Source organism: Serpentinimonas sp. SMBJO2 (genome assembly GCF_056341105.1).
The window spans coordinates 503401-527135 of record NZ_CP150628.1 but is presented as its reverse complement, the minus strand read 5'-3'; the positions used below and the strand labels follow the sequence as shown (position 1 = coordinate 527135).

The 23735-nt window shown below is 69.7% G+C and carries 22 protein-coding genes; 4 read left to right on the top strand and 18 right to left on the bottom strand.

What is annotated here, in order from left to right:
• Positions 1-34 precede the first annotated feature (34 nt).
• The 4 genes from AAAZ40_RS02380 to ruvC are packed head-to-tail and all read left to right on the top strand — an operon-like array spanning position 35 to position 3127.
• Positions 35-874, top strand: a complete 840-nt coding sequence (locus AAAZ40_RS02380) for a creatininase family protein (RefSeq protein WP_476660997.1) — start codon at positions 35-37, stop codon at positions 872-874.
• Complete coding sequence (locus AAAZ40_RS02375) at positions 871-1734, top strand: energy transducer TonB (protein ID WP_476660996.1); 864 nt, start codon at positions 871-873, stop codon at positions 1732-1734. The genes AAAZ40_RS02380 and AAAZ40_RS02375 overlap by 4 nt, the downstream gene beginning before the upstream one ends.
• Positions 1731-2462, top strand: coding sequence for a monofunctional biosynthetic peptidoglycan transglycosylase (gene mtgA, locus AAAZ40_RS02370; RefSeq protein WP_476660995.1), 732 nt, complete (start codon positions 1731-1733; stop codon positions 2460-2462). Before AAAZ40_RS02375 ends, mtgA begins: the two co-directional genes overlap by 4 nt.
• 17 nt (positions 2463-2479) lie before the next feature.
• The gene (gene ruvC, locus AAAZ40_RS02365; RefSeq protein WP_476661664.1) at positions 2480-3127 is read left to right on the top strand and encodes a crossover junction endodeoxyribonuclease RuvC; all 648 of its coding nucleotides are present in this window, start codon (positions 2480-2482) and stop codon (positions 3125-3127) included.
• A 10-nt stretch (positions 3128-3137) separates the two neighbouring features.
• Here the strand turns inward: ruvC and AAAZ40_RS02360 are convergent, their stop codons facing one another.
• The 18 genes from AAAZ40_RS02360 to mraZ form a co-directional block, all read right to left on the bottom strand.
• Positions 3138-4679 (bottom strand): ATP-binding protein, encoded by a 1542-nt coding sequence (locus AAAZ40_RS02360; protein ID WP_476660994.1) that lies wholly within the window; start codon positions 4677-4679, stop codon positions 3138-3140.
• Positions 4680-4724: 45 nt separating this feature from the next.
• The gene (locus AAAZ40_RS02355) at positions 4725-4919 is read right to left on the bottom strand and encodes a hypothetical protein (protein ID WP_476660993.1); all 195 of its coding nucleotides are present in this window, start codon (positions 4917-4919) and stop codon (positions 4725-4727) included.
• A 13-nt stretch (positions 4920-4932) separates the two neighbouring features.
• Entirely contained in the window at positions 4933-5856 is a 924-nt protein-coding gene (lpxC, locus tag AAAZ40_RS02350) for a UDP-3-O-acyl-N-acetylglucosamine deacetylase (protein WP_476660992.1), read from the bottom strand.
• Between the two features lie 89 nt (positions 5857-5945).
• Complete coding sequence (ftsZ, locus tag AAAZ40_RS02345) at positions 5946-7190, bottom strand: cell division protein FtsZ (RefSeq protein ID WP_476660991.1); 1245 nt, start codon at positions 7188-7190, stop codon at positions 5946-5948.
• Positions 7191-7229: 39 nt separating this feature from the next.
• On the bottom strand, positions 7230-8459 hold the full coding sequence (gene ftsA, locus AAAZ40_RS02340) for a cell division protein FtsA (protein ID WP_476660990.1): 1230 nt from the start codon (positions 8457-8459) through the stop codon (positions 7230-7232).
• 13 nt (positions 8460-8472) lie between these two features.
• Entirely contained in the window at positions 8473-9306 is an 834-nt protein-coding gene (locus AAAZ40_RS02335) for a cell division protein FtsQ/DivIB (RefSeq protein ID WP_476660989.1), read from the bottom strand.
• A gap of 4 nt (positions 9307-9310) precedes the next feature.
• Positions 9311-10318: a D-alanine--D-alanine ligase gene (locus tag AAAZ40_RS02330; RefSeq protein ID WP_476660988.1), complete on the bottom strand. Its 1008-nt coding sequence runs from the start codon at positions 10316-10318 to the stop codon at positions 9311-9313.
• Positions 10315-11754 carry a UDP-N-acetylmuramate--L-alanine ligase gene (gene murC / locus AAAZ40_RS02325; RefSeq protein WP_476660987.1) on the bottom strand — a complete coding sequence of 480 codons (1440 nt, stop codon included), beginning with the start codon at positions 11752-11754 and terminating at the stop codon, positions 10315-10317. Before murC ends, AAAZ40_RS02330 begins: the two co-directional genes overlap by 4 nt.
• Positions 11751-12827, bottom strand: coding sequence for an undecaprenyldiphospho-muramoylpentapeptide beta-N-acetylglucosaminyltransferase (gene murG, locus AAAZ40_RS02320; protein WP_476660986.1), 1077 nt, complete (start codon positions 12825-12827; stop codon positions 11751-11753). The genes murC and murG overlap by 4 nt, the downstream gene beginning before the upstream one ends.
• Positions 12824-14122: a putative lipid II flippase FtsW gene (gene ftsW / locus AAAZ40_RS02315; RefSeq protein ID WP_476660985.1), complete on the bottom strand. Its 1299-nt coding sequence runs from the start codon at positions 14120-14122 to the stop codon at positions 12824-12826. Before ftsW ends, murG begins: the two co-directional genes overlap by 4 nt.
• Positions 14119-15963: a Mur ligase family protein gene (locus tag AAAZ40_RS02310; protein WP_476660984.1), complete on the bottom strand. Its 1845-nt coding sequence runs from the start codon at positions 15961-15963 to the stop codon at positions 14119-14121. Before AAAZ40_RS02310 ends, ftsW begins: the two co-directional genes overlap by 4 nt.
• Positions 15960-17138, bottom strand: coding sequence for a phospho-N-acetylmuramoyl-pentapeptide-transferase (gene mraY / locus AAAZ40_RS02305; protein ID WP_476660983.1), 1179 nt, complete (start codon positions 17136-17138; stop codon positions 15960-15962). Before mraY ends, AAAZ40_RS02310 begins: the two co-directional genes overlap by 4 nt.
• Positions 17128-18678: a UDP-N-acetylmuramoyl-tripeptide--D-alanyl-D-alanine ligase gene (locus tag AAAZ40_RS02300; RefSeq protein WP_476660982.1), complete on the bottom strand. Its 1551-nt coding sequence runs from the start codon at positions 18676-18678 to the stop codon at positions 17128-17130. The genes mraY and AAAZ40_RS02300 overlap by 11 nt, the downstream gene beginning before the upstream one ends.
• Positions 18675-20270, bottom strand: a complete 1596-nt coding sequence (locus tag AAAZ40_RS02295; RefSeq protein ID WP_476660981.1) for a UDP-N-acetylmuramoyl-L-alanyl-D-glutamate--2,6-diaminopimelate ligase — start codon at positions 20268-20270, stop codon at positions 18675-18677. Before AAAZ40_RS02295 ends, AAAZ40_RS02300 begins: the two co-directional genes overlap by 4 nt.
• Positions 20267-21997, bottom strand: a complete 1731-nt coding sequence (locus AAAZ40_RS02290; protein WP_476660980.1) for a peptidoglycan D,D-transpeptidase FtsI family protein — start codon at positions 21995-21997, stop codon at positions 20267-20269. The genes AAAZ40_RS02295 and AAAZ40_RS02290 overlap by 4 nt, the downstream gene beginning before the upstream one ends.
• Positions 21994-22356, bottom strand: a complete 363-nt coding sequence (gene ftsL, locus AAAZ40_RS02285) for a cell division protein FtsL (RefSeq protein WP_476463711.1) — start codon at positions 22354-22356, stop codon at positions 21994-21996. The genes AAAZ40_RS02290 and ftsL overlap by 4 nt, the downstream gene beginning before the upstream one ends.
• Positions 22353-23291: a 16S rRNA (cytosine(1402)-N(4))-methyltransferase RsmH gene (rsmH, locus tag AAAZ40_RS02280; RefSeq protein WP_476660979.1), complete on the bottom strand. Its 939-nt coding sequence runs from the start codon at positions 23289-23291 to the stop codon at positions 22353-22355. Before rsmH ends, ftsL begins: the two co-directional genes overlap by 4 nt.
• Before the next feature lie 10 nt (positions 23292-23301).
• Positions 23302-23730, bottom strand: a complete 429-nt coding sequence (gene mraZ, locus AAAZ40_RS02275) for a division/cell wall cluster transcriptional repressor MraZ (RefSeq protein WP_476660978.1) — start codon at positions 23728-23730, stop codon at positions 23302-23304.
• Positions 23731-23735: the final 5 nt, after the last annotated feature.

Sequence of the window (23735 nt, the reverse complement as noted above, 5' to 3'; positions counted from 1 at the left end):
CCTCGCCCGACCCGAGGCGCGTTAAGATGCCCCCATGAGCACCGCACCCCACCTGCCACGCTGGGCCGATCTGTGCAGCACCGACTTCGCCGCCCTCGACCCGGCGCGCACGGTCGCGCTGCTGCCCGTGGCGGCGATCGAGCAGCACGGCCCGCACCTGCCGCTGTCGGTCGATGCCGACCTGGTCGAAGGCGTGCTGGCGGCGGCGGCGGCGCATTGCGAGCCGCTCTGGCCGGTTTATGTGCTGCCCACGCAGGCGGTGGGCTACAGCAGCGAGCACCAGCGCTTTGCCGGCACCCTGACGCTGCAGCCCGACACCGTGCTGCGCCTGTGGCTGGAACTGGGGCAATCGGTGGCCCGCGCCGGCGTGCGCAAGCTGCTGCTGTTCAACGGTCACGGGGGCCACAACGGCTTGCTCGAGGTGGCGGCGCGCGAGCTGCGCGGCCAGTGCGGGCTGCTGGTCTATGGTGCCAGCTGGTTCAACCTGCCCTTGCTCGACGCGCAGGGGCAAGACCTGCTGCTGCACTTTAGCGCGGATGAGCGCCGCTTTGGCATCCACGCTGGCCAGCTCGAGACCTCGATGATGCTGGCGCTGCGCCCGCAGCTGGTGCGCATGCAGCAGGCGCGCCACTTCCCCTCCAGCTCGCAAGAACGGGCGCAGCGCTGGCCCATTCTGGGCAACGGCCGCAGCGCCAAGCTGGGCTGGCAGATGCAGGACTACCACCCCGAGGGCGCGGTGGGCAACGCCGCCGCCGCCGACGCCGCCTTGGGGCACGAGCTGCTGCACGCCGCTGGCCGCTCTTTGGCGGCGCTGCTGCGCGAGCTGTGTCAGATGCCGCTGCCCGCGTTCGCACAAGGAGCGCCGGCACCGTGAAACTGTGGCGCTTTTTGGGCTCGATCAGCACCCTGCATTTGGCGCTGGCGGTCTCGCTGCTGGCGCACGCGGCCGTGCTGACGGTGCAGATCGTGCACCCGCAGGGCCTGCAACGGGTCTGGCACGACACGCCGCTCGATGTGGTGCTGGTCAATGCGCGCGCGCCGCAAGCCCCCGAGCGGGCGCAGGCCATTGCCCAAGCCAACCTGGCCGGTGGTGGCGAGGCCGACGCCGGGCGTGCCGCCTCGCCGTTGCCGCCGGCCGTGATCGAGCGCAGCGGCGACGCGCTGCAAGAGCAACAGCGCCGCCTGCAAGACATGCGAGTGCAGCAGACCCGGCTGCTGGCCCAGTTGCGCCAGCAAGTGGCCACCCTCGCCCCCGTGAGCGCAGCGCTGGCGCAAGCCGACCCGCAGGCGCTGGCCCAAGAAGAGCGCCGGCTGGCCTTGCTCAAGGCCTTGGCCGAAATCGAGCAGCGCGTCAACGAGCAAAACGTACGCCCGCGCAAGCGCTACCTCGGCCCCGCCACGCGCGAGGCGGTCTATGCCATTTATTACGACCAGTTGCGCCGCCGCATCGAAGACCACGGCACCGCCAACTTTCCGCAACTCCAAGGGCGCAAGCTCTTTGGCGAGCTGAGCATGGTAATCACCGTGAACCACGACGGGCGCGTGCTGGGCACCGAAGTGGTGCAAGGTTCGGGCCAGCCGGCCTTGGACAGCCGCGCCGAAGCCATCGTGCACAGTCTCTCGTTTGGCCCCTTCACCAGCGCCATGCGCCGCCAGGCGGACCAGATCGTGGTGGTGTCGCGCTTTCGCTTCAGCCGCGATGAAACCGTGCAAACCCGGGTCGGTAGCCAATGACAACCCGCCCCACTTGGAAGCGCTTTGCGCTGCGCTGGCTGCTGTGGCTGCTGCTGGCGGCGCTGGCGCTGCAGGTGTTTTTTTTGCTGCGCATCGCCACCATGGTGCTGATCGACCCGGTGAGCACCACCTTTCAGCGCTCGGAAGCCTGGCGCCTGGCGCAGCAGGACGGCGAGCTGCGCTGGGCGCAGCAGTGGGTGCCTTACGAGGCCATCTCGCCCCACCTCAAGCGCGCCGTGATCGCCTCCGAGGACGCCGAATTTGCAACCCACTTCGGCGTCGACTGGGAAGCGCTGCAAGCGGCCTGGGAGCGCAATCTGCGCCGTCAGGCTGCAGCCGAGGCGCGCGGGCGCAACGCACGCCTGGTGGGCGGCTCCACCATCACGCAGCAACTGGCCAAGAACCTGCTGCTGTCGGGCGAGCGCACGCTGCTGCGCAAGGGCCAGGAGCTGGTGCTGACCAAAATGCTCGAGCTGCTGCTGAGCAAGGAGCGCATCCTCGAAATCTACCTCAACAGCGTGGAGTGGGGCGAGGGCATTTTTGGCGCCGAAGCGGCGGCGCGGCACTACTTTGGCAAACCGGCGGCGCGCTTGACGGCGCACGAGGCGGCACGGCTGGCGGTGTTGCTGCCCGCGCCCAAGCGCTTCCAGCGCCAGTTTCGCGCCGGCTTCATCGACCAGCGCGCCGCCACCGTGCTGGCGCGCATGGGCGACGCGCAACTGCCATGAGCACGCCCGCGCGCAGCGTGCGCATCCTGGGTATCGACCCCGGCTTGCAACGCACCGGCTTTGGCGTCATCGACGTCTGCGGCCCTGAGCTCACCTATGTGGCCAGCGGTGCCATTTGCAGCCAGCGCCGCGACGGCACCCAGGTGCTGAGCCTGAGCACGCGCCTGGGCGTGCTCTACGACGGCATCCGCGAGGTGGTGCAGCGTTACCAACCCGAGCAGGCGGTGTGCGAGATCGTGTTTGTGAACGTGAACCCGCAAGCCACGCTGCTGCTCGGCCAGGCGCGCGGCTGCTGCCTCACGGCGCTGGTGAGCGCCGGCCTGCCGGTGAGCGAATACACCGCCTTGCAGCTCAAGAAGGCGGTGGTCGGGCACGGCAAGGCGGCCAAAGCCCAGGTGCAGGAAATGGTGCGGCGCCTGCTGCACCTGCCGGGTTTGCCCGGGCCCGACGCGGCCGACGCGCTCGGGCTGTGCATCACCCACGCCCAGGTGGCGCGCACCCAGGCGGCGCTGGCACGCTCGGGCGCTGGCCCAGATGGCCCTGATGCCCACCTCACCCAGCCGCCCCCGGCCTTGCTGGGGAAGGCCAGTGCGGCCAGTGCAGCCAGCGGCGCCGGCCAGCGCAGCAGCCGCCCCAGCGCCTACCGCGCCGGGCGCTGGCGTTAGCGACCGAGCCTCAGGCCAGCGTGGCGCTGGCAAAGCCGACCAGGTTGCGCGCCTCGCGGCTGAACTCCACGCCCACCAGGTGGATGGGCAGGCCGTCGGCGCGGTATTTGGCGGCGTAGTCCTTGGCCTGCAACTGTTCCAGCGCCCGGCCTTCGGGTTCCATCTCCACCACCTTGAACTCGAACAGGTAGAGGCGCTCGGGGAGTTTGACGGTGAGGTCGATGCGGCCCTGATTCGTCACGTCTTCGGCGACCAGGTCCAGCCCTATGGCCGCCAGATGGCTGTAGAACACGCTGGCCCAGTAGCCCTCGTACTGCGTGATCGGGTTGTTGCGGTACCAGTCGTGCGGGATGCTGGCAAAAAAGCCGGTGAAGTAGGCGCGCAGGCCGTCCAGGTCGGCGGCGGCCATCAGGTCGTGCAGGCGCAGGCTGTCCACGCTTGCTGCGGGGCACAGATTCAGCAGCAGGGTGCTGTTGAGCGCGCTGCGCACTTCGCGGTTCGGGTAGCGCAGGGTGTAGTAACCCATGGCCCCGACGCGGCGCAGGCCCGCGATGGTCAGGTAGCCGGTCTGGAACAGCAGCGCCTCGACGGCGAGCGCCTCGACCTCGAAGCTGCCCAGCAGGGCCTCGGTGGCGTGCAGCTTCTCCAGCGCGGGCATAAAAGTGCGGCGCGCCTTGAGCAGCTCGACCAGGAAGGTCGGCGTGCCGGTCTCGAACCAAAAGGAGCGGAACTCACGCTCCTTGAACAGCAGCAGCAGGTCGAAGGGGTTGTAGACCGATTCACCCAGCCAGTTGTAGCCGTTGTACCAGTCGCGGATCAGTTGCCGGTCCAGCCCTTCCAGCTCTGGCGCGAACACGCTATCAACGTCGGCCTCGGTGTAACCGCACAAAGCGGAGTAGTCGGCCGACACGGTGATGTCGTGCAGGTTGTTCAGTCCGGAGAAAATGCTGACCTTGCTGAACTTGGACACCCCAGTCAGGAAGGCGAACTTGATGTAGGCGTCGCTGTCCTTGATCACCGAGTAGAGGTTGCGCAAGCCCTCGCGCATGGCCCGGGCGACTTCGGGCTCGCTCAGGTTATCGAGGATGGGTTTGTCGTACTCGTCCACCAGCACCACGACGCGCTGGCCGAACTTGGCCTGCGCCGCCTGAATCAGCGCGGCAAAGTGGGTGGGAATATCGTCTGCATCCTGGCCAGCTAGGCCCAATTGCACGCGGTTTTGCTCGAGCAGGGCACGGATGCGCCGGTCGAGCTGCGCCCGGCTCTCCAGCCGCCCGCTGCCAAAGCTGATGCGGATCACCGGATACTTCAGCGACCAGTCCCAGCGCCCGTGGCAGTACAGGCCGCGGAACAAGGGCTCGTTGCCGGCAAACAGCTCGCCCAGGGTGTCGAGGAACAGGCTCTTGCCGAAGCGGCGCGGGCGCGAGAGGAAGTAATACTTGCCTTCCTGGATCAGCTTCAGGGCGAAGGCGGTCTTGTCGACGTAGTAACAGTCGTCTTCGCGGATTTCGCGGAAAGTCTGGATGCCGATGGGCAGCTTCTTGCGCTTCATGGGCGCATTATGCGCTTGGCCGGGCCACTCGGGGGGCGCAGCGCGTTAGCCGCCAAACATCGACCAATCAAACTGCGACAGGAACAGCACGCCAAAGAAGACCACGATCGCCAGCATCGTCCACTTGAACAGGGCAAAGCCCCAGCGCCGGTATTTTTGCTGGCCGGTGACGAGGTAGAGCACAAAGCTCAGGGCGCTGGCACCGAGCAGCATGAAGATCAGAATGCGCACGACCATCATGGCTGTTCAGGCCCTACCAGGCCGGTGCCAGTTGCGCAAAGCCGCGCGGCGCGCTGCGCTCGCTCTCGAAGCTCAGCAGCTCGTAGCTGTCGGGCTGCGCCAGCAGCTCGCGCAGCAGGCGGTTGTTGAGCTCGTGGCCGCTGCGGTAAGCGCTGTAACTGGCCAGCAGCGGCTGGCCAAGCAGGTACAGGTCGCCCATGGCGTCGAGGATCTTGTGCTTGGCAAACTCGTCGGCGCAGCGCAGCCCGTCGGCATTGAGCACCTTGACGTCGTCCATGACGATGGCGTTGTCGAGCCCGCCGCCCAGCGCCAGCCCCTGCCCGCGCAGCGCCTCGACGTCGCGCGCAAAGCCAAAAGTGCGGGCGCGGGCGATGTCGCGCGCGTAGGGGTCGCGCCCGAGCTCGAACTCGACCTGCTGCGCGCTGGCGTTCACGGCCGGGTGCTCGAACTCGATCTCGAAGCACAGCTTGTAGCCGTGGTAGGGCTCGAGCCGCGCCCATTTGAGGTGCCGGCCTTCGCCCTGGCGCACCTCGACCGGGCGGCGCACGCGCAGAAAGCGCCGCGGCGCAGCCTGCGCCACGATGCCTGCGCTTTGCAACAGATAGACGAACGACGCCGCCGAACCGTCGAGGATCGGCACCTCTTCGGCCGTGATGTCCACCATCAGGTTGTCCACCCCGAGGCCACAGCAGGCGCTCATCAGGTGCTCGACCGTGCTCACCCGCACGCCGCCGCTGGCCAGCGTGGAAGCACGCCGTGTGTCGCAAACCGCAGTCGCGCGCGCCGGGATGGTGACCGGTTCGTTGAGGTCGGTGCGCCTGAACACGATGCCGGTGTCGGGCGCAGCCGGGCGCAGCGTGAGCTCGACGCGCTCGCCGCTGTGCAGTCCGACGCCCACGGCGCGTGTCAGGGTTTTGAGGGTGCGCTGAAAGATCATTGAGCGCATTGTAGTTTTATTGCGCGCCCAAGCCGCCTGCGGCGCCACAAACCCTTTGTAAGCGCAGTAAGCAAACGCAAGCCGCGTCCTCAGTCGGCCTGGCGGCGCAGGAAGGCCGGGATGTCGTGGTCTTCCATGCCACCGAGCGAGAGCGCCTCGACGCGCGCGGCGGCCGAGTTGCGGTCGTGCGGGCGCTGCCAGACCTTGGGCACTTCGGCGTTGCCGGCGCGCGTGTGCACCGTGCCGCGCGCCGCGCTGCCAAAGCCGGTGCCGCCCACCGGCGTCGTCAGGGTGGGGATGAAGGGCACGTCGTCGGTGCCGGTGCGCAGGCCGCGGGTGGGCGTTTGCACCACGGTCAGCGGCTGGCGGGCGCCGGCGCGGCTCAGGCCCGTGGCCACCACCGTGACGCGGATGGCGTCGCCCAACGACTCGTCGTAGGCGGTGCCGTAGATCACGTTGGCGTCGCCGGCAGCGAAGGCGCGGATGGTGTTCATGGCCATCTTCGATTCGTTGAGCTTGAGCGAGCCCTTGGCGGCGCTGATGAGCACCAGCACCCCTTTGGCGCCTTTCATGTCCACCCCTTCGAGCAGCGGACAGGCCACGGCCTGCTCGGCGGCGATGCGCGCCCGGTCCGGGCCGCTGACCACGGCCGTGCCCATCATCGCCTTGCCGGGCTCGCCCATGACGGTGCGCACGTCCTCGAAGTCCACGTTCACCAGCGCTTCCACGTTGATGATCTCGGCGATGCCGCCGACGGCGTTCTTGAGCACGTCGTTGGCTTCAGCGAAGGCTTCGTCCTGGGGGATGTCGTCGCCCAGCACTTCTTGCAGCTTGTCGTTGAGCACCACGATCAGCGAATCGACGTGCGCTTCGAGTTCGAGCAGCCCGACTTCGGCGTTCTTGGAGCGCCGATCGCCCTCCCAGTCAAAGGGCTTGGTGACCACGCCGACGGTGAGCACGCCCATCTCTTTGGCGATCTTGGCGATGATCGGCGCCGCGCCGGTGCCGGTGCCACCCCCCATGCCGGCGGTGATGAACAGCATGTGCGCGCCCTCGATGGCCTCGCGGATCGTGGCCTCGGCCTGCTCGGCGGCAGTGCGTCCCTTGTCGGGTTTGCTGCCTGCACCCAGACCGGTCTGGCCGAGCTGGATCACGCGGTGCGCGGCGGTTTTGCTCAGCGCCTGCGCGTCGGTGTTGGCGCAGATGAACTCCACCCCCTGCACGCGGCAGCGGATCATGTGCTCGACCGCGTTGCTGCCGCCGCCGCCGACGCCGATCACCTTGATCTGGGTGCCGCGGTTGAACTCTTCGACTTCGATCATTTCAATGCTCATTGCCTTACTCCTTGCTTGTCCAGAAAAAACGCCCAAAAATCAGAAATTGCCTACAAACCAGTCTTTGATGCGGCCCATGGCATTGCCCATGGAGCCGCTTTTTTGCGCCACCTTGTGCCCGCGCAGCCGCGCCAGCCGCGCCTCTTCGAGCAAACCCATGACGGTGGCGGCGCGCGGTTGCGCCACCATGTCGCTCAAGGCCCCGCGGTAGCTGGGGCTGCCCCGGCGCACCGGCTTGAGGAACACGTCTTCACCGAGCTCGACCATGCCCGGCATGGCGGCGCTGCCGCCCACGAGCACGATGCCGCTCGAGAGCAACTCCTCGTGCCCCGATTCGCGGATGACTTGCAGCGCCAGCGCGAAAATCTCTTCCACCCGGGGCTCGATCACGCCGGCCAGCGCCTGGCGGCTGAGCAACCGTGGGCCGCGGTCGCCCAAACCCGGCACCTCGACTTGCTGCTCGGGGTCGGCCAGCAACTGCTTGGCGCAGCCGCTCTCGACCTTGATGTCCTCGGCGTCCTTGGTCGGGGTGCGCAGGGCCATGGCGATGTCGTTGGTGATCAGGTCACCGGCGATCGGGATCACGGCGGTGTGGCGGATCGCGCCGCCGGCAAAGATCGCCACGTCGGTGGTGCCGGCGCCGATGTCGAGCAGCGCCACGCCGAGCTCTTTTTCGTCGGTGGTGAGCGCCGACAGGCTGGAGGCGAGCGGATTGAGCAACAGCTGCTCGACCTCGAGCCCGCAGCGGCGCACGCACTTGAGGATGTTTTCGGCCGCGCTCTGGGCGCCGGTGACGATGTGCACGCGCGACTCGAGCCGGATGCCGCTCATGCCGATCGGCTCCTTGACCTCCTGGCCGTCGATCACGAACTCTTGCGGCTCGACCAGCAGCAGGCGCTGGTCGGTGGAGATGTGGATGGCCTTGGCGGTGTCGAGTACGCGCGCCACGTCGGCGGGGGTGACTTCGCGCTCGCGGATCGCCACCATGCCGCTGGAATTCAGGCCGCGGATGTGGCTGCCGGTGATGCCGGTGTAGACGCGGGCGATGCGGCAGTCGGCCATCAGCTCGGCTTCCTTGAGCGCCTGCTGGATGCTCTGCACGGTGGCGTCGATATTGACCACCACGCCGCGCTTGAGGCCGTTGCTGGGGGCAACGCCAAAGCCGGCGAGTTTGAGCGCCCCATCGGGCAGCACCTCGGCCACCGCGACCATGATCTTGGCGGTGCCGATGTCGAGTCCAACGACGATGTCTTTGTATTCTTTGGGCATGGCGGTCTATGCTTCAAGGGGTAGGGGCTGCAGGGCGCACCCGTGGTGTGCCAACGGGGGTGTGCTGCACAGCCGGCAACTGCAGTTCGGCCAAGGTGCTCACGCCCCGGATGCGCAGGGCGTAGCCGTCGGGGTGGCGCAGATCGGCGCTTTCCAGCGGCCGCCCGCCGTAGTGCTGCAGCAGCGCCGGCACGGTCTGGGCGTATTGCTCGAAGCGCTGCAGCAGCTCTGCGGCGCTGCCGCGCCCGATCTCGATGCGCACGCCGTCGTCGAGCACGGCGCGCCAACTGCCGCGCTCGTCGAGCGCCAGCTGCGCGATGCCCCACCCCTGGCGCGCGAGCACGGGCTGCACAGCGCGGTAGAACTCGAGCACCTGCGGGGCGCGCTCGACGGGGCCGGACAAGACGCTCCAGTCAAGGCCCTGGGCCGCCGCCGGCTCGGCCTCGAACACCTCGCCGTGCTGATTGAGCAAGCGCGTACCCCCGGCCTGCCCCCACCAGGCCACGGGCTGATGCTCCTCGATGGTCACGAGCAGCCGGTTGGGCAACTGGCGCTGCACCACGGCGCTGCGCACCCACGGCGCGCCTTGCAGCTGCTGCTGCACCTGCTGCAGATCGAGCGTCAGCAGGTTGCCCTGCACCCGCCCGGCCAGATGCGCCTGCAAGGTGGCGGCGCGCTGGTGCTGCACCTGGCCTTGCACCACCACCGTGCTTAGGCTCCAGAACGGCTGGCGCAGCAACCAGCCGCCCAGCGCCACCAGCGCCAGCACGGCGGCGAGCAGCAACAGGGCGGTCGCGGCGCCGTCCATCAGGCGCACGTCGAGCGGCGGGGTGGGGGTCGGGTGCATGGCTTTATGGCGCGTCGGGCCCGGCTGCGGGCAGGGCTGGAGCGGCGGGCAAGGGGTTGTCGAGGCTGGCGCTGGCCAGCAGCTGCAGGCACAGGGCGTCGTAGCTGATGCCCACCGCCTGCGCCGCCATGGGCACCAGCGAGTGCCCGGTCATGCCGGGCGCTGAGTTGAGCTCCAGCAGGTAGGGGCGGCGGCTGGCGGCGTCGATCATCACATCGACCCGCGACCAGCCGCGGCAATCGAGGCTCTGGTAGGCCTGCACGGCCAGTTGCTGGATCGCGGCTTCTTCGGCTGCGGGCAGACCCGAGGGCACCAGGTACTGTGTTGCGTCGCTGAAGTATTTGTGCTCGTAGTCGTAGTTGCCACCGGGCGCGACAATGCGGATCAGCGGCAGCGCCTGCACCGCTTCGCCCTGCCCCAGCAGCGCCACCGTGACCTCGTCGCCGGCAATGTACTGCTCGCACAGCACCTCGGGGTCGCACCGCGCGGCCAGCGCGTAGGCGGCGGCGCACTCACTCGGGTGGCTGATCTTGCTCAGGCCGATGGTCGAGCCCTCGCGCGCCGGCTTGACGATCATCGGCGCGCCCAGCGCCGCCAGCGCGGCCGCGGTTTGGGCGCCGCTGCGCACCTGGCGCCAGTCGGGCGTGGGCAAGCCTTCGGCGCGCCACAGGCGCTTGCTCATGAGCTTGTCCATGCTCAGGCTCGAGGCCAGCACGCCCGGGCCGGTGTAGGGGATGCCCATGAGCTCGAGCGCGCCCTGCACCGTGCCGTCTTCGCCAAAGCGCCCGTGCAGGGCAATGAAGGCGCGCGCAAAGCCGGCGCGCTTGAGCTCGGACAACTCGTGCCCGGCGAGGTCGAAGGCGTGGGCGTCGACGCCGCTGCGCCGCAAGGCCGCGAGCACGCCCTGGCCCGACATCAGCGAGACCTCGCGCTCGGCCGAAAAGCCGCCCAGCAGCACCGCCACTTTGCCCAGTGCGTGCGGGTCGATCGGGGTCGGGTTCGGGGTCGTCATGCGGGCTCCTGCAATGTCTGGTTGGGGGTGGCTGGGGCGGCGTCGGCCAGCGCGCGCACCTGCGCCGCCACCGCGCCGATGGAGCCCGCGCCCATGCACAGCACCACGTCGCCGTCGCGGGCGTTGTCCAGAATGGCTTGCGCCAGCGCCCCGACTTCGGGCACGAACAGCGGCTCGAACTTGCCCGCCACCCGCAGCGCCCGCGCCAGCGCGCGGCCGTCGGCGGCGACGATGGGCGCTTCGCCGGCGGCATAGACCTCGGTCAGCAGCACGGCGTCGGCCGCGCCCATGACGCGCACAAAGTCTTCGAAGCAGTCGCGCGTGCGGCTGTAGCGGTGCGGCTGAAACGCCAGCAGCAGGCGCCGGCCCGGAAAGGCGCCGCGTGCCGCCGCCAGCGTGGCCGCCATTTCCACCGGGTGGTGGCCATAGTCGTCGATCAGCGTCGCCGTGCCGCCGCCAGGCAGCGCCGCTTCGCCGTGGCGCTGGAAGCGCCGGCCCACGCCCTTGAACTGCGCCAGCGCCTGCAGCAAGGCGGCGTCGGGCAGGTCGAGCTCGGCCGCCAGCGCGATCGCCGCCAGCGCGTTGAGCACGTTGTGCTGCCCCGGCAGGTTCAGCACCACCTCGAGCTCGGGCAGCTCGACGCCGTTGCGCCGCTGCACCCTGAAGTGCATCTGGGCGCCGACGGCGCGCAGATCGAGGGCGCGCACCTGGGCATCGGGGCTCAGGCCGTAGCTGGTGATGGGGCGCTGGATCTGGCTCAGCAGGGCGCGCAGGTGCGGGTCGTCGATGCAGACAGTGGCCGTGCCGTAGAAGGGCATGCGGTGCAAAAAGTCGACGAAGGCCTGCTTGAGGCGACCGAAGTCGTGGCCGTAGGTCTCCATGTGGTCGGCGTCGATGTTGGTGACCACCGCCAGCACCGGCATCAGGTTGAGGAACGAGGCGTCGGACTCGTCGGCCTCGACCACGATGTATTCGCCGGCCCCGAGGCGGGCGTTGGCCCCGGCGCTGTTGAGGCGCCCGCCGATGACGAAGGTCGGGTCCAGCCCGGCGGCGGCGAGCACGCTCGTGACCAGGCTGGTGGTGGTGGTCTTGCCGTGGGTGCCGGCGATGGCGATGCCTTTTTGCATGCGCATCAGCTCGGCCAGCATGAGCGCACGCGGCACCACTGGCAACAGACGCTCGTGCGCCGCCTGCACCTCGGGGTTGTCGGGTTTGACGGCGGTGGAGGTGACGATGCAATCGGCGCCGGCAATCTGCTCGGCGGCGTGGCCGATGTGGATGCGCGCGCCCAGACGCTGCAGGCGCTCGGTGCTGGCACTGGCGGCGAGGTCGGAGCCCGAGATGGCGTAGCCCTGGTTGAGCAGCACCTCGGCGATGCCGCTCATGCCCGAGCCGCCGATGCCGACGAAGTGGATGTGACGGATGGCGTGTTTCATGGGGTCTGGGGGGCGTAGCGCTGACAGGCCTGCAGCAGCGCCGCCACGGCGCCGGTGCGGGCCTGGGCGTGGGCGCGCTCGGCGCGCTGTTGCAACTCGGTGCGGCTCAGGTGTTGCAGGCGCTGCGCGAGGTCGTCGGGCTGCAGTTGCGCTTGCGGCAGCAGCCAGGCGGCGTCGGCATCGACCAGAAAGCGCGCGTTGTGGGTCTGGTGGTCATCGACGGCGTGCGGGAACGGCACCAGGATCGAGGCCGCGCCCACCGCCGCCAGTTCGCTCACCGTGCTGGCGCCGGCGCGCGCCAGCACCAGGTCGGCGGCGGCAAAGGCGCTGGCGGTGTCGTCGATGAAGGGCGTGAGCGTGGCCTGCACGCCGGCGCTGGCGTAGGCGGCGCGCAGGGCCTCGATCTGCTTGGCGCCGCTCTGGTGCGTGACCTGCGGCCGGCGCTCGGGCGCGATGCGCGCCAGCGCCTGCGGCACGACCTCGTTGAGCGCCTTGGCCCCGAGGCTGCCACCGACCACCAGCAACTTGAGCGGCCCGCTGCGGCCGGCAAAGCGCTGCGCCGGGGCCGGCTGCTCGGTAAAGGCGGCGCGCAGCGGGTTGCCGATCCACTCGCCCTTGGGCAAGGCGTTGGGGTAGGCGGTAAAGACGCGGTCGGCCACCTGCGCCAGCACGCGGTTGGCCATGCCGGCAACGGAATTTTGCTCGTGCAGCAGCAAGGGGGCGCCGGCCAGCACGCTCATCATGCCGCCGGGAAAGCTGATGTAGCCGCCCAGCCCCAGCACCACGTCGGGGTGCAAGCGGCGCATCACGCGCCAGCTCTGCCAAAAGGCGCGCTGCAGGCGCAGCGGCAGCAAGGCCAGCGTGAGCGCCCCTTTGCCGCGCACGCCGCCAAACTGCACCGGCTCGAAGGCAAAGCCGCGCTCGGGCACCAGCCGCGACTCCATGCTGTCGGGCGCGCCCAGCCAGTGCACGCGCCAGCCCTGGGCGCGCAGCGCTTCGGCCACGGCCAGGCCGGGGAAGATGTGGCCACCGGTGCCGCCGGCCATGATCAGTGCGCAGGGGGGTTGGGTCATACCCGGCCTCCGTGCATGAGTTTGCGGTTTTCGTGGTCGGCGCGCAGCACGATGGCGATGGCGATCAGGTTCAGCACAATGGCCGAGCCGCCAAAGCTCATGAAGGGCAGCGTCAGGCCCTTGGTGGGCAGTGCGCCGAGGTTGACGCCGATGTGGATGAAGGCCTGAAAGCCGATCCACAGCGCGATGCCCTGCACCAGCAGACCAGCAAACACCTGCTCGAGCGCGATCGACTGGCGCCCGATCTGCATCAGACGCCGCACCAGCCACCAGAACACGGCGATCAGCAGCAGTACCCCAACCAGGCCCAGCTCCTCGCCGATCACGGCCAGCAAAAAATCGGTGTGCGCTTCGGGCAGCCAGTGCAGCTTTTCGATGCTCGCCCCCAGCCCGACGCCAAACCACTCGCCGCGGCCAAAGGCGATGAGCGCGTGCGTGAGCTGGTAGCCCTTGCCCAGCGCGTGTTCGACGCTGAAGGGGTCGAGGTAGGCAAAGACGCGCTCGCGCCGCCACGGCGAGCTGACGATCAGCAGCGCAAACACGCCCACCAGCAGACCCGAGACGATGAAGAACATGCGCGCGCTCACGCCGCCGAGGAACAAAATGCCCATGGCGATCACGGCGATCACCATGAAGGCGCCCATGTCGGGCTGCATGAGCAGCAACACCCCGAGCAGGCCCAGCGCCAGGCACATGGGGAAGATGGCGCGGAAAAAGCGCTCCTTGACCTCCATGCGGCGCACCATGTAGCCGGCGGCGTACATGGCGATGGTCAGCTTGGCGAGTTCGGAGGGCTGGAAGTTCATGAGCCCGAGCGGTATCCAGCGCCGTGCGCCATTGACCTCGCGCCCGATGAAGGGGATGAGCACGGCGATCAACAGCACCACCGTAGCCGCCAGCAACCAAGGCGACCATTCCTGCCAGCGCTTCATGGGCACCTGAAAGGCCAGCAGCGCCGCCACCGTGGCGACCCCGAGGGCGATCAGGTGGCGGAGCAGAAAATGCTCGTGCTCGAGGTTGCGAAAGCGCGGGTTGTCGGGCATGGCGATGGTGGACGAATAGACCATCACCAGACCCCAGCACAGCAGCGCCACCACGACCCACAGCAGCACCTGGTCGAAGCCGAGCTCGCGCACGGCGGTGTGGTGGCGGCTGCGCGCGTGATCGACGCTGGCCAGGCGCACCGGCAGTTCGCCGGCGCTGCCGTCGGCGCGCCACCAGCCCAGCCAGCCTTGCCAGCCTGCATGGGGGGCGCTGCGCTCAGTGGCGGCCGCAGCCGAGGAGGGCCGGCTCATGCGGGTGTACCCCCCTCTTGCTGCAACTCGCGCACCGTGGCCACGAACACTTGGGCGCGGTGGGCGTAGTCGCGAAACATATCGAGGCTGGCGCAAGCGGGCGAGAGCAGCACCGCGTCGCCGGGCTGTGCCTGCGCGGCGCACCAGCGCACGGCTTCGGGCAAACTGGCGCAGCGCTGCAGCGGCACGCCGCAATCGGCCAGCTCCGCTTCGATGGTGGCGGCATCGCGCCCGATCAGCGCCACAGCGCGGGCGTAGCGTGCCACGCCTGGAGCCAGCGGGGCGAAGTGCTGGCCTTTGCCGTCGCCGCCCAGTATGAGCACCAGTTTGCGCTCGACCCCGAGTCCGTTCAGGGCCGCCAGGGTGGCGCCGACGTTGGTGCCCTTGCTGTCGTCGATGTATTCGACCTCGGCCACGATCCCGACCGGTTCCACCCGGTGCGGTTCGCCCCGGTAGTCGCGCAGGCCGTGCAGCAGCGGTGCGAGTTCGGCGCCGGCGGCGCTGGCCAAGGCCAAGGCGGCCAAGGCGTTGCTGGCGTTGTGGCGGCCGCGGATGCGCAGGGCTTCGGCGGGCATGAGCAGTTGCAGGCGCGGGGTGGCGGCGGCGTGGGCGGCGGCATCGGCTGTTGCGTTGGCGCCGGGGCGGCGGCGGGGCGCGAGGGCGTGTGCGTCGTCGGCCAGCGCGCGCACCAGCCAGGTGAGGCCGTTGACGCTTTGCAGCCCCCAGTCGCCGGGGCGCTGTGGCTCGTCGGTGCCGAAGGTTTGGTAGGGGCGCGGCGGCGGTTCTGGAGCGCGGCGGCGGCTGGCTGGGGCAGCCTGGGCAGTGGCTGCGTGGACCGGGGCCGGGCACCAGCTCATGACGGTGGCGTCGTCGCGGTTGAGCAGCATGAGGGCGCGCTGGCCAAAGATGCGTGCTTTGGCGGCGCCGTAGGCGGCCATGGTGCCGTGCCAGTCGAGGTGGTCTTCGCTCAGATTGAGCACGGTGGCGGCGCTGGCTTCGAAGCCCTCGACGGCGTCGAGCTGGAAGCTGGAGAGTTCGAGCACCCAGGCCTGGGGCAGCTCGTGCAGGTGTTGCGCTTGCAGGCGCTGGCGCAGGACGTCGAGCAGATTCGGGCCGATGTTGCCTGCCACGGCCACGTCCCAGCCAGCCGCTTGCAGCAGGTGAGCGGTGAGCGCGGTGGTGGTGGTTTTGCCGTTGGTGCCGGTGATGGCCAGGACGTGGGGGCGGTAGCTGGCGGTGGCGCTGTTTTGGGCTGGGGCGTTGGCGCGGGCTGGGCAGGGGCGGGGTTCGTCAGTCGCAGGCTCCGATTCCTCACCCCGCCCCCGCCCAGCCCGCGCCACATGGGCGCTGGCAGCCACTTCTGCGGCGCCGCCCAGCGCTTGCAGCGCTTGGCCAAACAGGCCCAGCTCACCCACGATGGCGGTGCCGGCGCTTTGGGCGGCGGCGCTCAGTTCGGCCATGTCGCTGGGCAAGATGCCGGGGCTGCGGCAGACCAGGGCCCAGGGGGCCGCGGCGTACAGGGAGGCATCGAAGCGCGTGCCCAAGCGCAGTTGCACCTGGGGCAACTCGGCCGCCAGGGTGGCGGCTTGGGGGGCGCTGGGGCGGCTGTCGGCCACCGTCACGTGCGCCCCGGCCAGCGCGCACCAGCGCGCCAGCGCCAGACCGGATGCGCCCAAGCCCAGCACCAGCACCGGGCGGCCGGCCAGCGCTTGCGCAGCGGGTGCCAGGGCGCGCTGCAGCCACGGCGCGGCCGCGCCCAGCGGCGGGCGCAGCGGCTCGAGCCCTGCGGGCGCCTGGGCGCTGGCGGGTGTGGCGGCGGCGGTGGGTACAGGGGAGTTCATCGCAGCTTCAGGGTCGAGAGGCCGATCAGGCACAGCAGCATGGTGATGATCCAAAAGCGCGTCACCACCTGGGTTTCGCGCCAGCCCGATTTTTCAAAGTGGTGGTGCAGCGGCGCCATCTTGAACAGGCGCCGGCCCTGGCCATGGCGCCATTTGGTGTACTTGAACCAGCTCACCTGCAGCATCACCGACAGCGCCGAGGCGACGAACACGCCGCCGATGATGGCCAGCACGATCTCCTGGCGCACGATCACGGCCACCGTGCCCAGCGCCGCCCCGAGTGCCAGTGCGCCGACGTCGCCCATGAACACCTGCGCCGGGTAGGTGTTGAACCAGAGAAAGGCCAACCCGGCCCCGCCCATGGCAGCGCAGAAGATCATCACCTCGCCGGTGCCCGGTATGTGCGGCAACAGCAGGTAGTTGGCAAACACCGCGTGCCCGGTGACGTAGGCAAAGATGCCGAGCACGCCGCCGACCATCACCACCGGCATGATCGCCAGCCCGTCGAGCCCGTCGGTGAGGTTGACGGCGTTGCTGGCGCCGACGATCACCAGATAGGTGAGCAGCACGAAACCGGCCACGCCCAGCGGGTAGCTGACTTGCTTGAAAAAGGGCACCATCAGCCCGGCCTGGTGCGGCAAATCGATGGTGAAGCCCGAGGCCACCCAGCCGATGAAGAGCTCGAACACGCGCTGGTTGCTGCCCTCGGAGATGGCGAACACGAGGTAGAACGCCGCCACCAGCCCGATCACCGACTGCCAGAAGTACTTGGTGCGCGCGCGCATGCCTTCCGGGTCTTTGTGCACCACCTTGCGCCAGTCGTCGATCCAGCCGATGGCGCCAAAGCCCAGCGTGACGCCGAGCACGATCCAGACGAAGCGGTTGCTGGGGTCGAACCAGAGCAGGGTCGAGACCGTGATGGCAAACAGGATCAGCACGCCGCCCATGGTCGGGGTGCCGCTCTTGCTCAGGTGGCTCTGCATGGCGTAGCCGCGTATCGGCTGGCCGATCTTGAGCTCGGTCAGGCGCCGGATGAACAGCGGCCCGGCCGCCAGCCCGACCAGCATGGCGGTGATGGCGGCCATGACGGCGCGAAAGGTCTGGAACTGGAACACGCGCAGAAAGTCCAGTTCCGGGCTGATGCCCTGCAACCAGAGGGCCAGACTAGGCAACATGGGGAGCGCCCTCCGGGGTGATTTTGGCTGTCTGCGGCGAGGTTTGCGCCTGGCCAGCGGCTTGCAGCGCCTGCACCAGCCGCTCCATGCGCATGAAGCGCGAACCCTTGACGAGCACGCTGGCGGCTTGCGCTGCCGCGCCCAGCGCAGCGGCTTGCAGCGCCGCTATGTCGGGGTAGGCGTGCAGGCGGCCCTGGGTGCTGGCCTGGGCCTGCAGCGCAGCGGCGGCGCGCTGCATCCAGTCGCCGCTCACCAGCACCTGTTCGATGCCGCGCGCCAGCGCGTGGCGCAGCACCTCGTCGTGAAAGGCCAGCGCCTGCGCGCCCACTTCGCCCATGTCGCCCAGCAGCAGCAGGCGCGGCCCGGGCAACTCGGCCAGCAGGTCGATGGCGGCGCGCACCGAGTCCGGGTTGGCGTTGTAGCTGTCGTCGATCAGGGTCTGCGCCCCGCTGGCGCGCTGCAGCGTGAACGCACGCGAGCGCCCGGCGACGGGCTCGAAGCCCTCAAGCCCGGCCTGGATCGCGGCCAGCGGCACCCCGGCCGCGATGGCGCAGGCCGTGGCCGCCAGCGCGTTGTGTACGTTGTGCCGCCCAGCCAGCCGCAGGCGCGCCTGCAGCAGGCCGGCAGGCGTTTGCATGTTTAGCGCCCAAGCCCCATTGACCCACTGCGCCTGCGCCTGCACTTCGGGCTGAGGTGGTGCCAAGTGTGCGCCCGCGCGGGCAGGGGCTGGGCTGGGCCGGGGTTCGTCAGTCGCAGGCTCCGATTCCTCACCCCAGCCCAGCCCAGCCCCTGCCAGCCCCCCCAGCCCATCGCCAAAGCACAAAACCCGGCGCGCCCCCGCGATCTGCCGCCACAGCGGCGTGTAGGCGTCGTGGGCTGGAAACACCGCCACGCCGTCTGGCGGCAGCGCCGCCAGCACAGCACCGTTTTCGTGCGCCACGGCATCGAGCCCGTGCATGAACTCCTGGTGCTCGCGCTGCGCGTTGTTGACCAGCGCCACCGTGGGCTGCGCCAGCGCCGCCAGCGCCGCGATCTCGCCCGGGTGGTTCATGCCCAGCTCCAGCACCGCCAGCCGGTGCGTCGGGCGCAGGCGCAGCAGCGTCAGCGGCACGCCGATGTCGTTGTTGAAATTGCCCTCGGTGGCCAGTGCCGCCTCACCCACGGCGGCGCGCAGCATGGCGGCGATGAGCTGCGTCACCGTGGTCTTGCCGTTGCTGCCAGTGACGGCGATCAGCGGCAGATCGAAGCGCGCGCGCCAGCGCTGCGCCAGCTCGCCCAAGGCGGCACGGGCGTCGGGTACTTCGACACCGGGCAGGCCCGCTTGCGCCAGCCCGCGTTCGGCCACGGCCGCCACGGCCCCAGCGGCGCGCGCCTGCGCCAGCCAGTCGTTGCCGTCGAAGCGCTCGCCGCGCAAGGCCACGAACAGATCGCCAGGGCGCAGGGTGCGGCTGTCGGTGTGCACGCGCAGCACCGGCTGCGTCACGGCGCCCACCGCGCGCGCGCCGCGCAGCTGCAGCAACAGCTCGGCCAGACCGTTCACGTCGGGCTCCCTTCAGCTGGGCCCTGCTCGGCCTGCTCGCCCTGCTCGTTTTGCCAGCGCCGCTGCAGCGCCAGCCGGCCCTGCACCACGTCCGAGAACGGGTGGCGCACGCCGGCGATTTCCTGGTAGTCCTCGTGGCCCTTGCCGGCCAGCAGGATGATGTCGCGCGCGTCGGCCATGTCCACCGCCTCCTGGATCGCTTCGGCGCGGTCCGGCTCGACGATGGCGCGCACCGGCTCGCTCAGGCCGGCCTGCATCTCGAGCAAAATCTGCAGCGGGTCTTCGCCGCGCGGGTTGTCGCTGGTGAGCACCAGCCGCGCCGCTTCGCGCTCGGCGGCGGCGGCCATCAGCGGGCGCTTGCTGCGGTCGCGCTCGCCACCGCAGCCCAACACGCACCACAGGCGCCCGCCGCGGTGCTCGGCCAGCGGCTGCAGCGCCTGCAAGGCTTTCTCCACCGCATCCGGGGTGTGGGCGTAGTCCACCAGCAGCAGCGGCAGGCTGGCCGGGCCGTCGGTCCAGGCGGCCTGCATCCGCCCCGGCACCGGCTGCAGCGCGGCGCTGGCCTGGGCCGCCGCCGCCAAGGTGTGGCCGCTGGCGCGCAGCACCGCCAGCGCGCACAGCAGGTTGCTCAGGTTGTAGTCGCCCACCACATCGAGCGACAGGCCGATGCGCTCGGCACCCGGTTCTGGTGCCTCGACCGGCCGGCCCTCCTGCCCCGCCTGCACTTCTTGCACCACGAAGTCGATGCCGGTCGTGCTCCAGCGCCGCTCCAGCAGACGCAGGCGCGCCGGGCGCTGCGCTGCGGGCTCGGTGGATACGGTCCACAGATCGAGCCCCGGCCGCTGCGCCAGATCGGCCGCCAGTTCGCGCCCGTGCGCGTCGTCGATATTCACCACCGCCACCTGCAGGCCGGGCCAGTCGAACAGCGCGCGCTTGGCGGCCCAGTAGGCCTCCATGGTGCCGTGGTAGTCCAGATGGTCTTGGCTCAAATTGGTGTACACCGCCGTGTGCAGCCTGGCGCCGTTGAGCCGCCCTTCGTCGAGGCCGATCGACGACGCCTCCATGACCACCGTGTGCAGCCCCTGGTCGGCGTAGCGGCGCAGCAGGGTTTGCAGCGTCATCGGGTCCGGCGTGGTAAAGCCGGTGCTGATGAGCTCGGTGCCCGCCACGCCGGTGCCCAGGGTGCCGATCAGCGCCGCCGATTCGCCCACCGCCTGCAGCCACTGGCTGCACCACCAGGCGCTCGAGGTCTTGCCGTTGGTGCCGGTGATGGCCACCACGCGCAGACGCTCGCTGGGGGCGCGGCAGAAGTGGTGCGCCACCGGGCCGGCTGCGGCCTTGAGCCCGGGCAGCGCGGCGATGCGCGCATCGTTCCAATCCCACGCGTCCAGCCCTTGGGCCTCGACCAGGCAGGCCACGGCCCCGGCCTGCAGCGCCGCGGTCACGAACTGGCGCCCGTCGTGGCCGCTGCCGGGCCAAGCGACGAAGGCGTCGCCCGGCTGGACCTGGCGGCTGTCGCTCACCAGGCGCTGCGCGCCCAGGGCCTGCAACCAGGCCACGGCCTCGCTCACCTGTTCAAACTGTCGCATCATCCTGGCTCCTGCACCAAATCGGCCACGATGTGCGGCCTCACGCCCACATCGGGGGCCACCCCCAGCACGCGCAGGGTCTGCTGCACGGTGGCCGAAAACACCGGCGCCGCCACCACGCCGCCAAAGAAACCGCCCTCGGTCGGCTCGTCGATCATCACCGCCACCACCACCCGCGGCTGTTGCACCGGGGCCAGCCCGACAAAGAAGCTGCGGTGCCGGTTGGCGGCGTAGCCCGCGCCTTCCTGCACGCGCGAGGTGCCGGTCTTGCCACCGACCGAAAACCCCACCGTCTGGGCGCGCTGCGCGGTGCCGCCGGGTCCGGCGCTGAGCGCCAGCATGTGGCGCACCGCCTGCGCGCTCGCCGCGCTCATCACCGGCACCCCCTGCACGGGCTGCTGGCTTTTGAGCAAGGTCACGGGCAACAGCTTGCCGTCGGTGGCAAACACGGTGTAGGCCTGCGCGAGCTGGAACAAGGAGGTGGACAGGCCATAGCCGTAGCTCATGGTGGCCTGCTCGATCGGGCGCCAGCTCTCGTAGGCGCGCAGGCGACCGCTCACGGCACCCGGAAACGGCAACTGCGGCCGCTGCCCAAAACCGATGCGCGTGTAGGCCTCCCACATCTGGCGCGGCTGCATCTGCTGCGCCAGCTTGACCATGGCCACGTTGCTCGAGGCCTTCATGGCCTCGTTGAGCGTGACCACGCCCAAGCCCCGGATGTCGCGGATGGTGAAGCGACCCATGGTCAGGCGGCCTTCACCGGTGTCGATCAGGGTGTCGGGGCGCGCCAGCCCGCTCTCCAGCGCCAGCGCAGCCATGAAAGGCTTGACGGTCGAACCCGGCTCGAAGGTGTCGGTCAGGGCGCGGTTGCGCACATGCTCGCCGCTCAGGTTGCGGCGCTGGTTCGGGTTGAAGCTCGGGTAGTTGGCCAGCGCCAGCACCTCGCCGCTTTGGGCATCGAGCACCACGATGCTGCCGCCGCGCGCCTGGTGCTGTTGCACCGCCTCGCGCAGGCGCTGGAAGGCAAAAAACTGAATCCGGCTGTCGATCGACAGCTGCAGGTCACGGCCATCGACCGGGGGGATGACTTCGCGCACGTCTTCGACCACGCGCCCAAAGCGGTCGCGCAGCACGCGGCGCGAGCCCGGCTGCCCCGACAGGTGGGCGTTGAAGGCCAGCTCGACCCCCTCTTGGCCCACGTCTTCGACGTTGGTAAAGCCCACCACGTGCGCCAGCGCCTCGCCCTCTGGGTACTGGCGCCGGTACTCTTTGCGAAAGTGGATGCCCTCGATCCCCAGCGCGCGCACCTGCGCCGCCCGCGCTTCGTCGAGCTGGCGCCGCAGCCAGACGAAGGTCGGGTGCCGGTCGAGTCGGCGCTGCAGTTCGGCCGGCGGCAGCTCCAGCAGCCGCGCCAGCTCAGGCAGCTTGGGGTGCTGGCGGTCGATGTTTTCTGGAATGGCCCAGACGCTTTGCGCCACCACGCTGGTGGCCAGAATCAGGCCGTTGCGGTCCAGCACCCGGCCGCGGTTGGGCGGCAGCTCCAGCGTGCGCTCGAAGCGGATCTCGCCCTGGCGCTGGAAAAATTCGTTGCCAAACACCTGCACGTAAGCGGCGCGTGCGCCCAAGCCCAAAAAGACGAGCGCAAAGCCGGCCACGATCAGGCGGCTGCGCCAGACCGGGGTGGCGCTGGTGAGCAAGGGGCTGGAGCCGTAGGCGATGGCGCGCTTCATGGCCGCGGCTCCGGCTGGGCCAAGGGAGTGGCGGGCGCCGTCACCGGCCCGAGCAGGCGCTGAACCGGCCCGGCGGCGCCGCCTGCCGCACCCGCCACGGGCAGGGCCAGCACCTCGGTGATGCCGGGGTGGATCGGACGCATCTGCAGGCGCTCACTGGCCAACTGCTGCACCCGCGCCGGGGCCGCCAGGGTGCGCTTTTGCACCTGCAGCTGCTCGTGCTCCGAGGCCAAGCGGTCGGCGGCGGCGTTGGCGCGCTCCAGCGCCACGAACAGGCGGCGCGCTTCGTACTGCTGATGCACCAAACTGAGGGCACTGGCCAGCAGCACCAGCAGCAGCACGAGGTTGAGGCGCGTCACGGCAACGCCTCCCACGCCAGCGCGCTTCGCTGGGCCAGGCGCAACACGGCGCTGCGCGCGCGCGGATTCGCCGCCACCTCGGCGGCGCTGGGCAGCACGCGCTGCACCTGCGCCAGCGCCAAGGCCTTGGGCGCGGCCAGCGGCTGGCGCCGGTCGTAGGCGTCTTTGGCGTGCTGGGCCATGAACTGCTTCACCAGCCGGTCTTCGAGCGAATGAAAGCTGATCACCACCAGCCAACCGCCGGGCTTGAGCACGCGCAGCGCCGCCTTCAGCGCGTGTTGCAGCTCCTCAAGCTCGGCGTTGATGAAAATCCGAATAGCCTGAAATGTGCGCGTTGCAGGGTCCTTGCCCGGCTGGCGGGCTTTGACCGCGCCAGCCACGATTTGGGCCAGCTCGGCGGTGGTTCCAATAGGGCCCCGTTCCTGTCGGCGACGATCAAGCGCCTTTGCAATCGATTGAGCAAACCGTTCTTCGCCGTATTCACGTATCACCTCTGCTATCTGTATGACTTCTGCCGTGGCCAGCCACTCGGCCGCGCTCTGGCCCCGGGTGGGATCCATGCGCATGTCCAAGGGGCCGTCGTGGCGGAAGGAAAAACCCCGGCTGGGGTCGTCGAGCTGGGGTGAACTCACCCCCAAATCCAGCAGAATGCCGTCGGCGCTGGCCTCGGGCTGCGCGGCCAGCGCGGCAAAACCTTGGTGGTGCACCGCGTGCACCCGGGCGTCGCTGGCCGCCAACTGCTGCGCCGCGGCGATCGCCTGCGGGTCTTTGTCGTACACCGCCAGCCGCCCAGCGGCCGACAGGCGCGCCAGAATGGCCCGCGCATGGCCGCCGCGGCCAAAGGTGGCGTCGATGTAGCGACCGTCTGCTTGCACGTGCAGCGCCTGGACTGCTTCGTTCAACATGACGGTGCAATGGGCTAGGGGCGGTTGCACCAGCGGCCCCTTAGAAAGAAAAGTCCTTCAGGGCCTCGGGCAACTCGCCCTGCATTGCCTGCGCCTCCTGGGCCGCGTAGGCTTGGGCGTCCCAGAGCTCGAAGTGGTTGCCCATGCCCAGCAGCACCGCCTCTTTGTTCAGGCCCGCAGCAGCGCGCAGCTCGGGCGCGATCAGCACCCGACCGGCGCTGTCGAGCTCGCAGTCCATGGCGTTGCCCAAAAAAATGCGCTTCCACCACTGCGCCGACAGCGGCAGCGCGGCGATGCGCTCGCGAAACTGCTCCCACTGCGGGCGCGGAAACACCATCAGGCAGCCGTGCGGGTGCTTGGTGATGGTGAGCTGCCCAGCGGCGCACGCGCCCAGCACCTCGCGGTGCCGCGTGGGCACCGCCAAGCGACCCTTGGCGTCGAGACTGAGAGAGGAGGCACCTTGGAACACAGCGG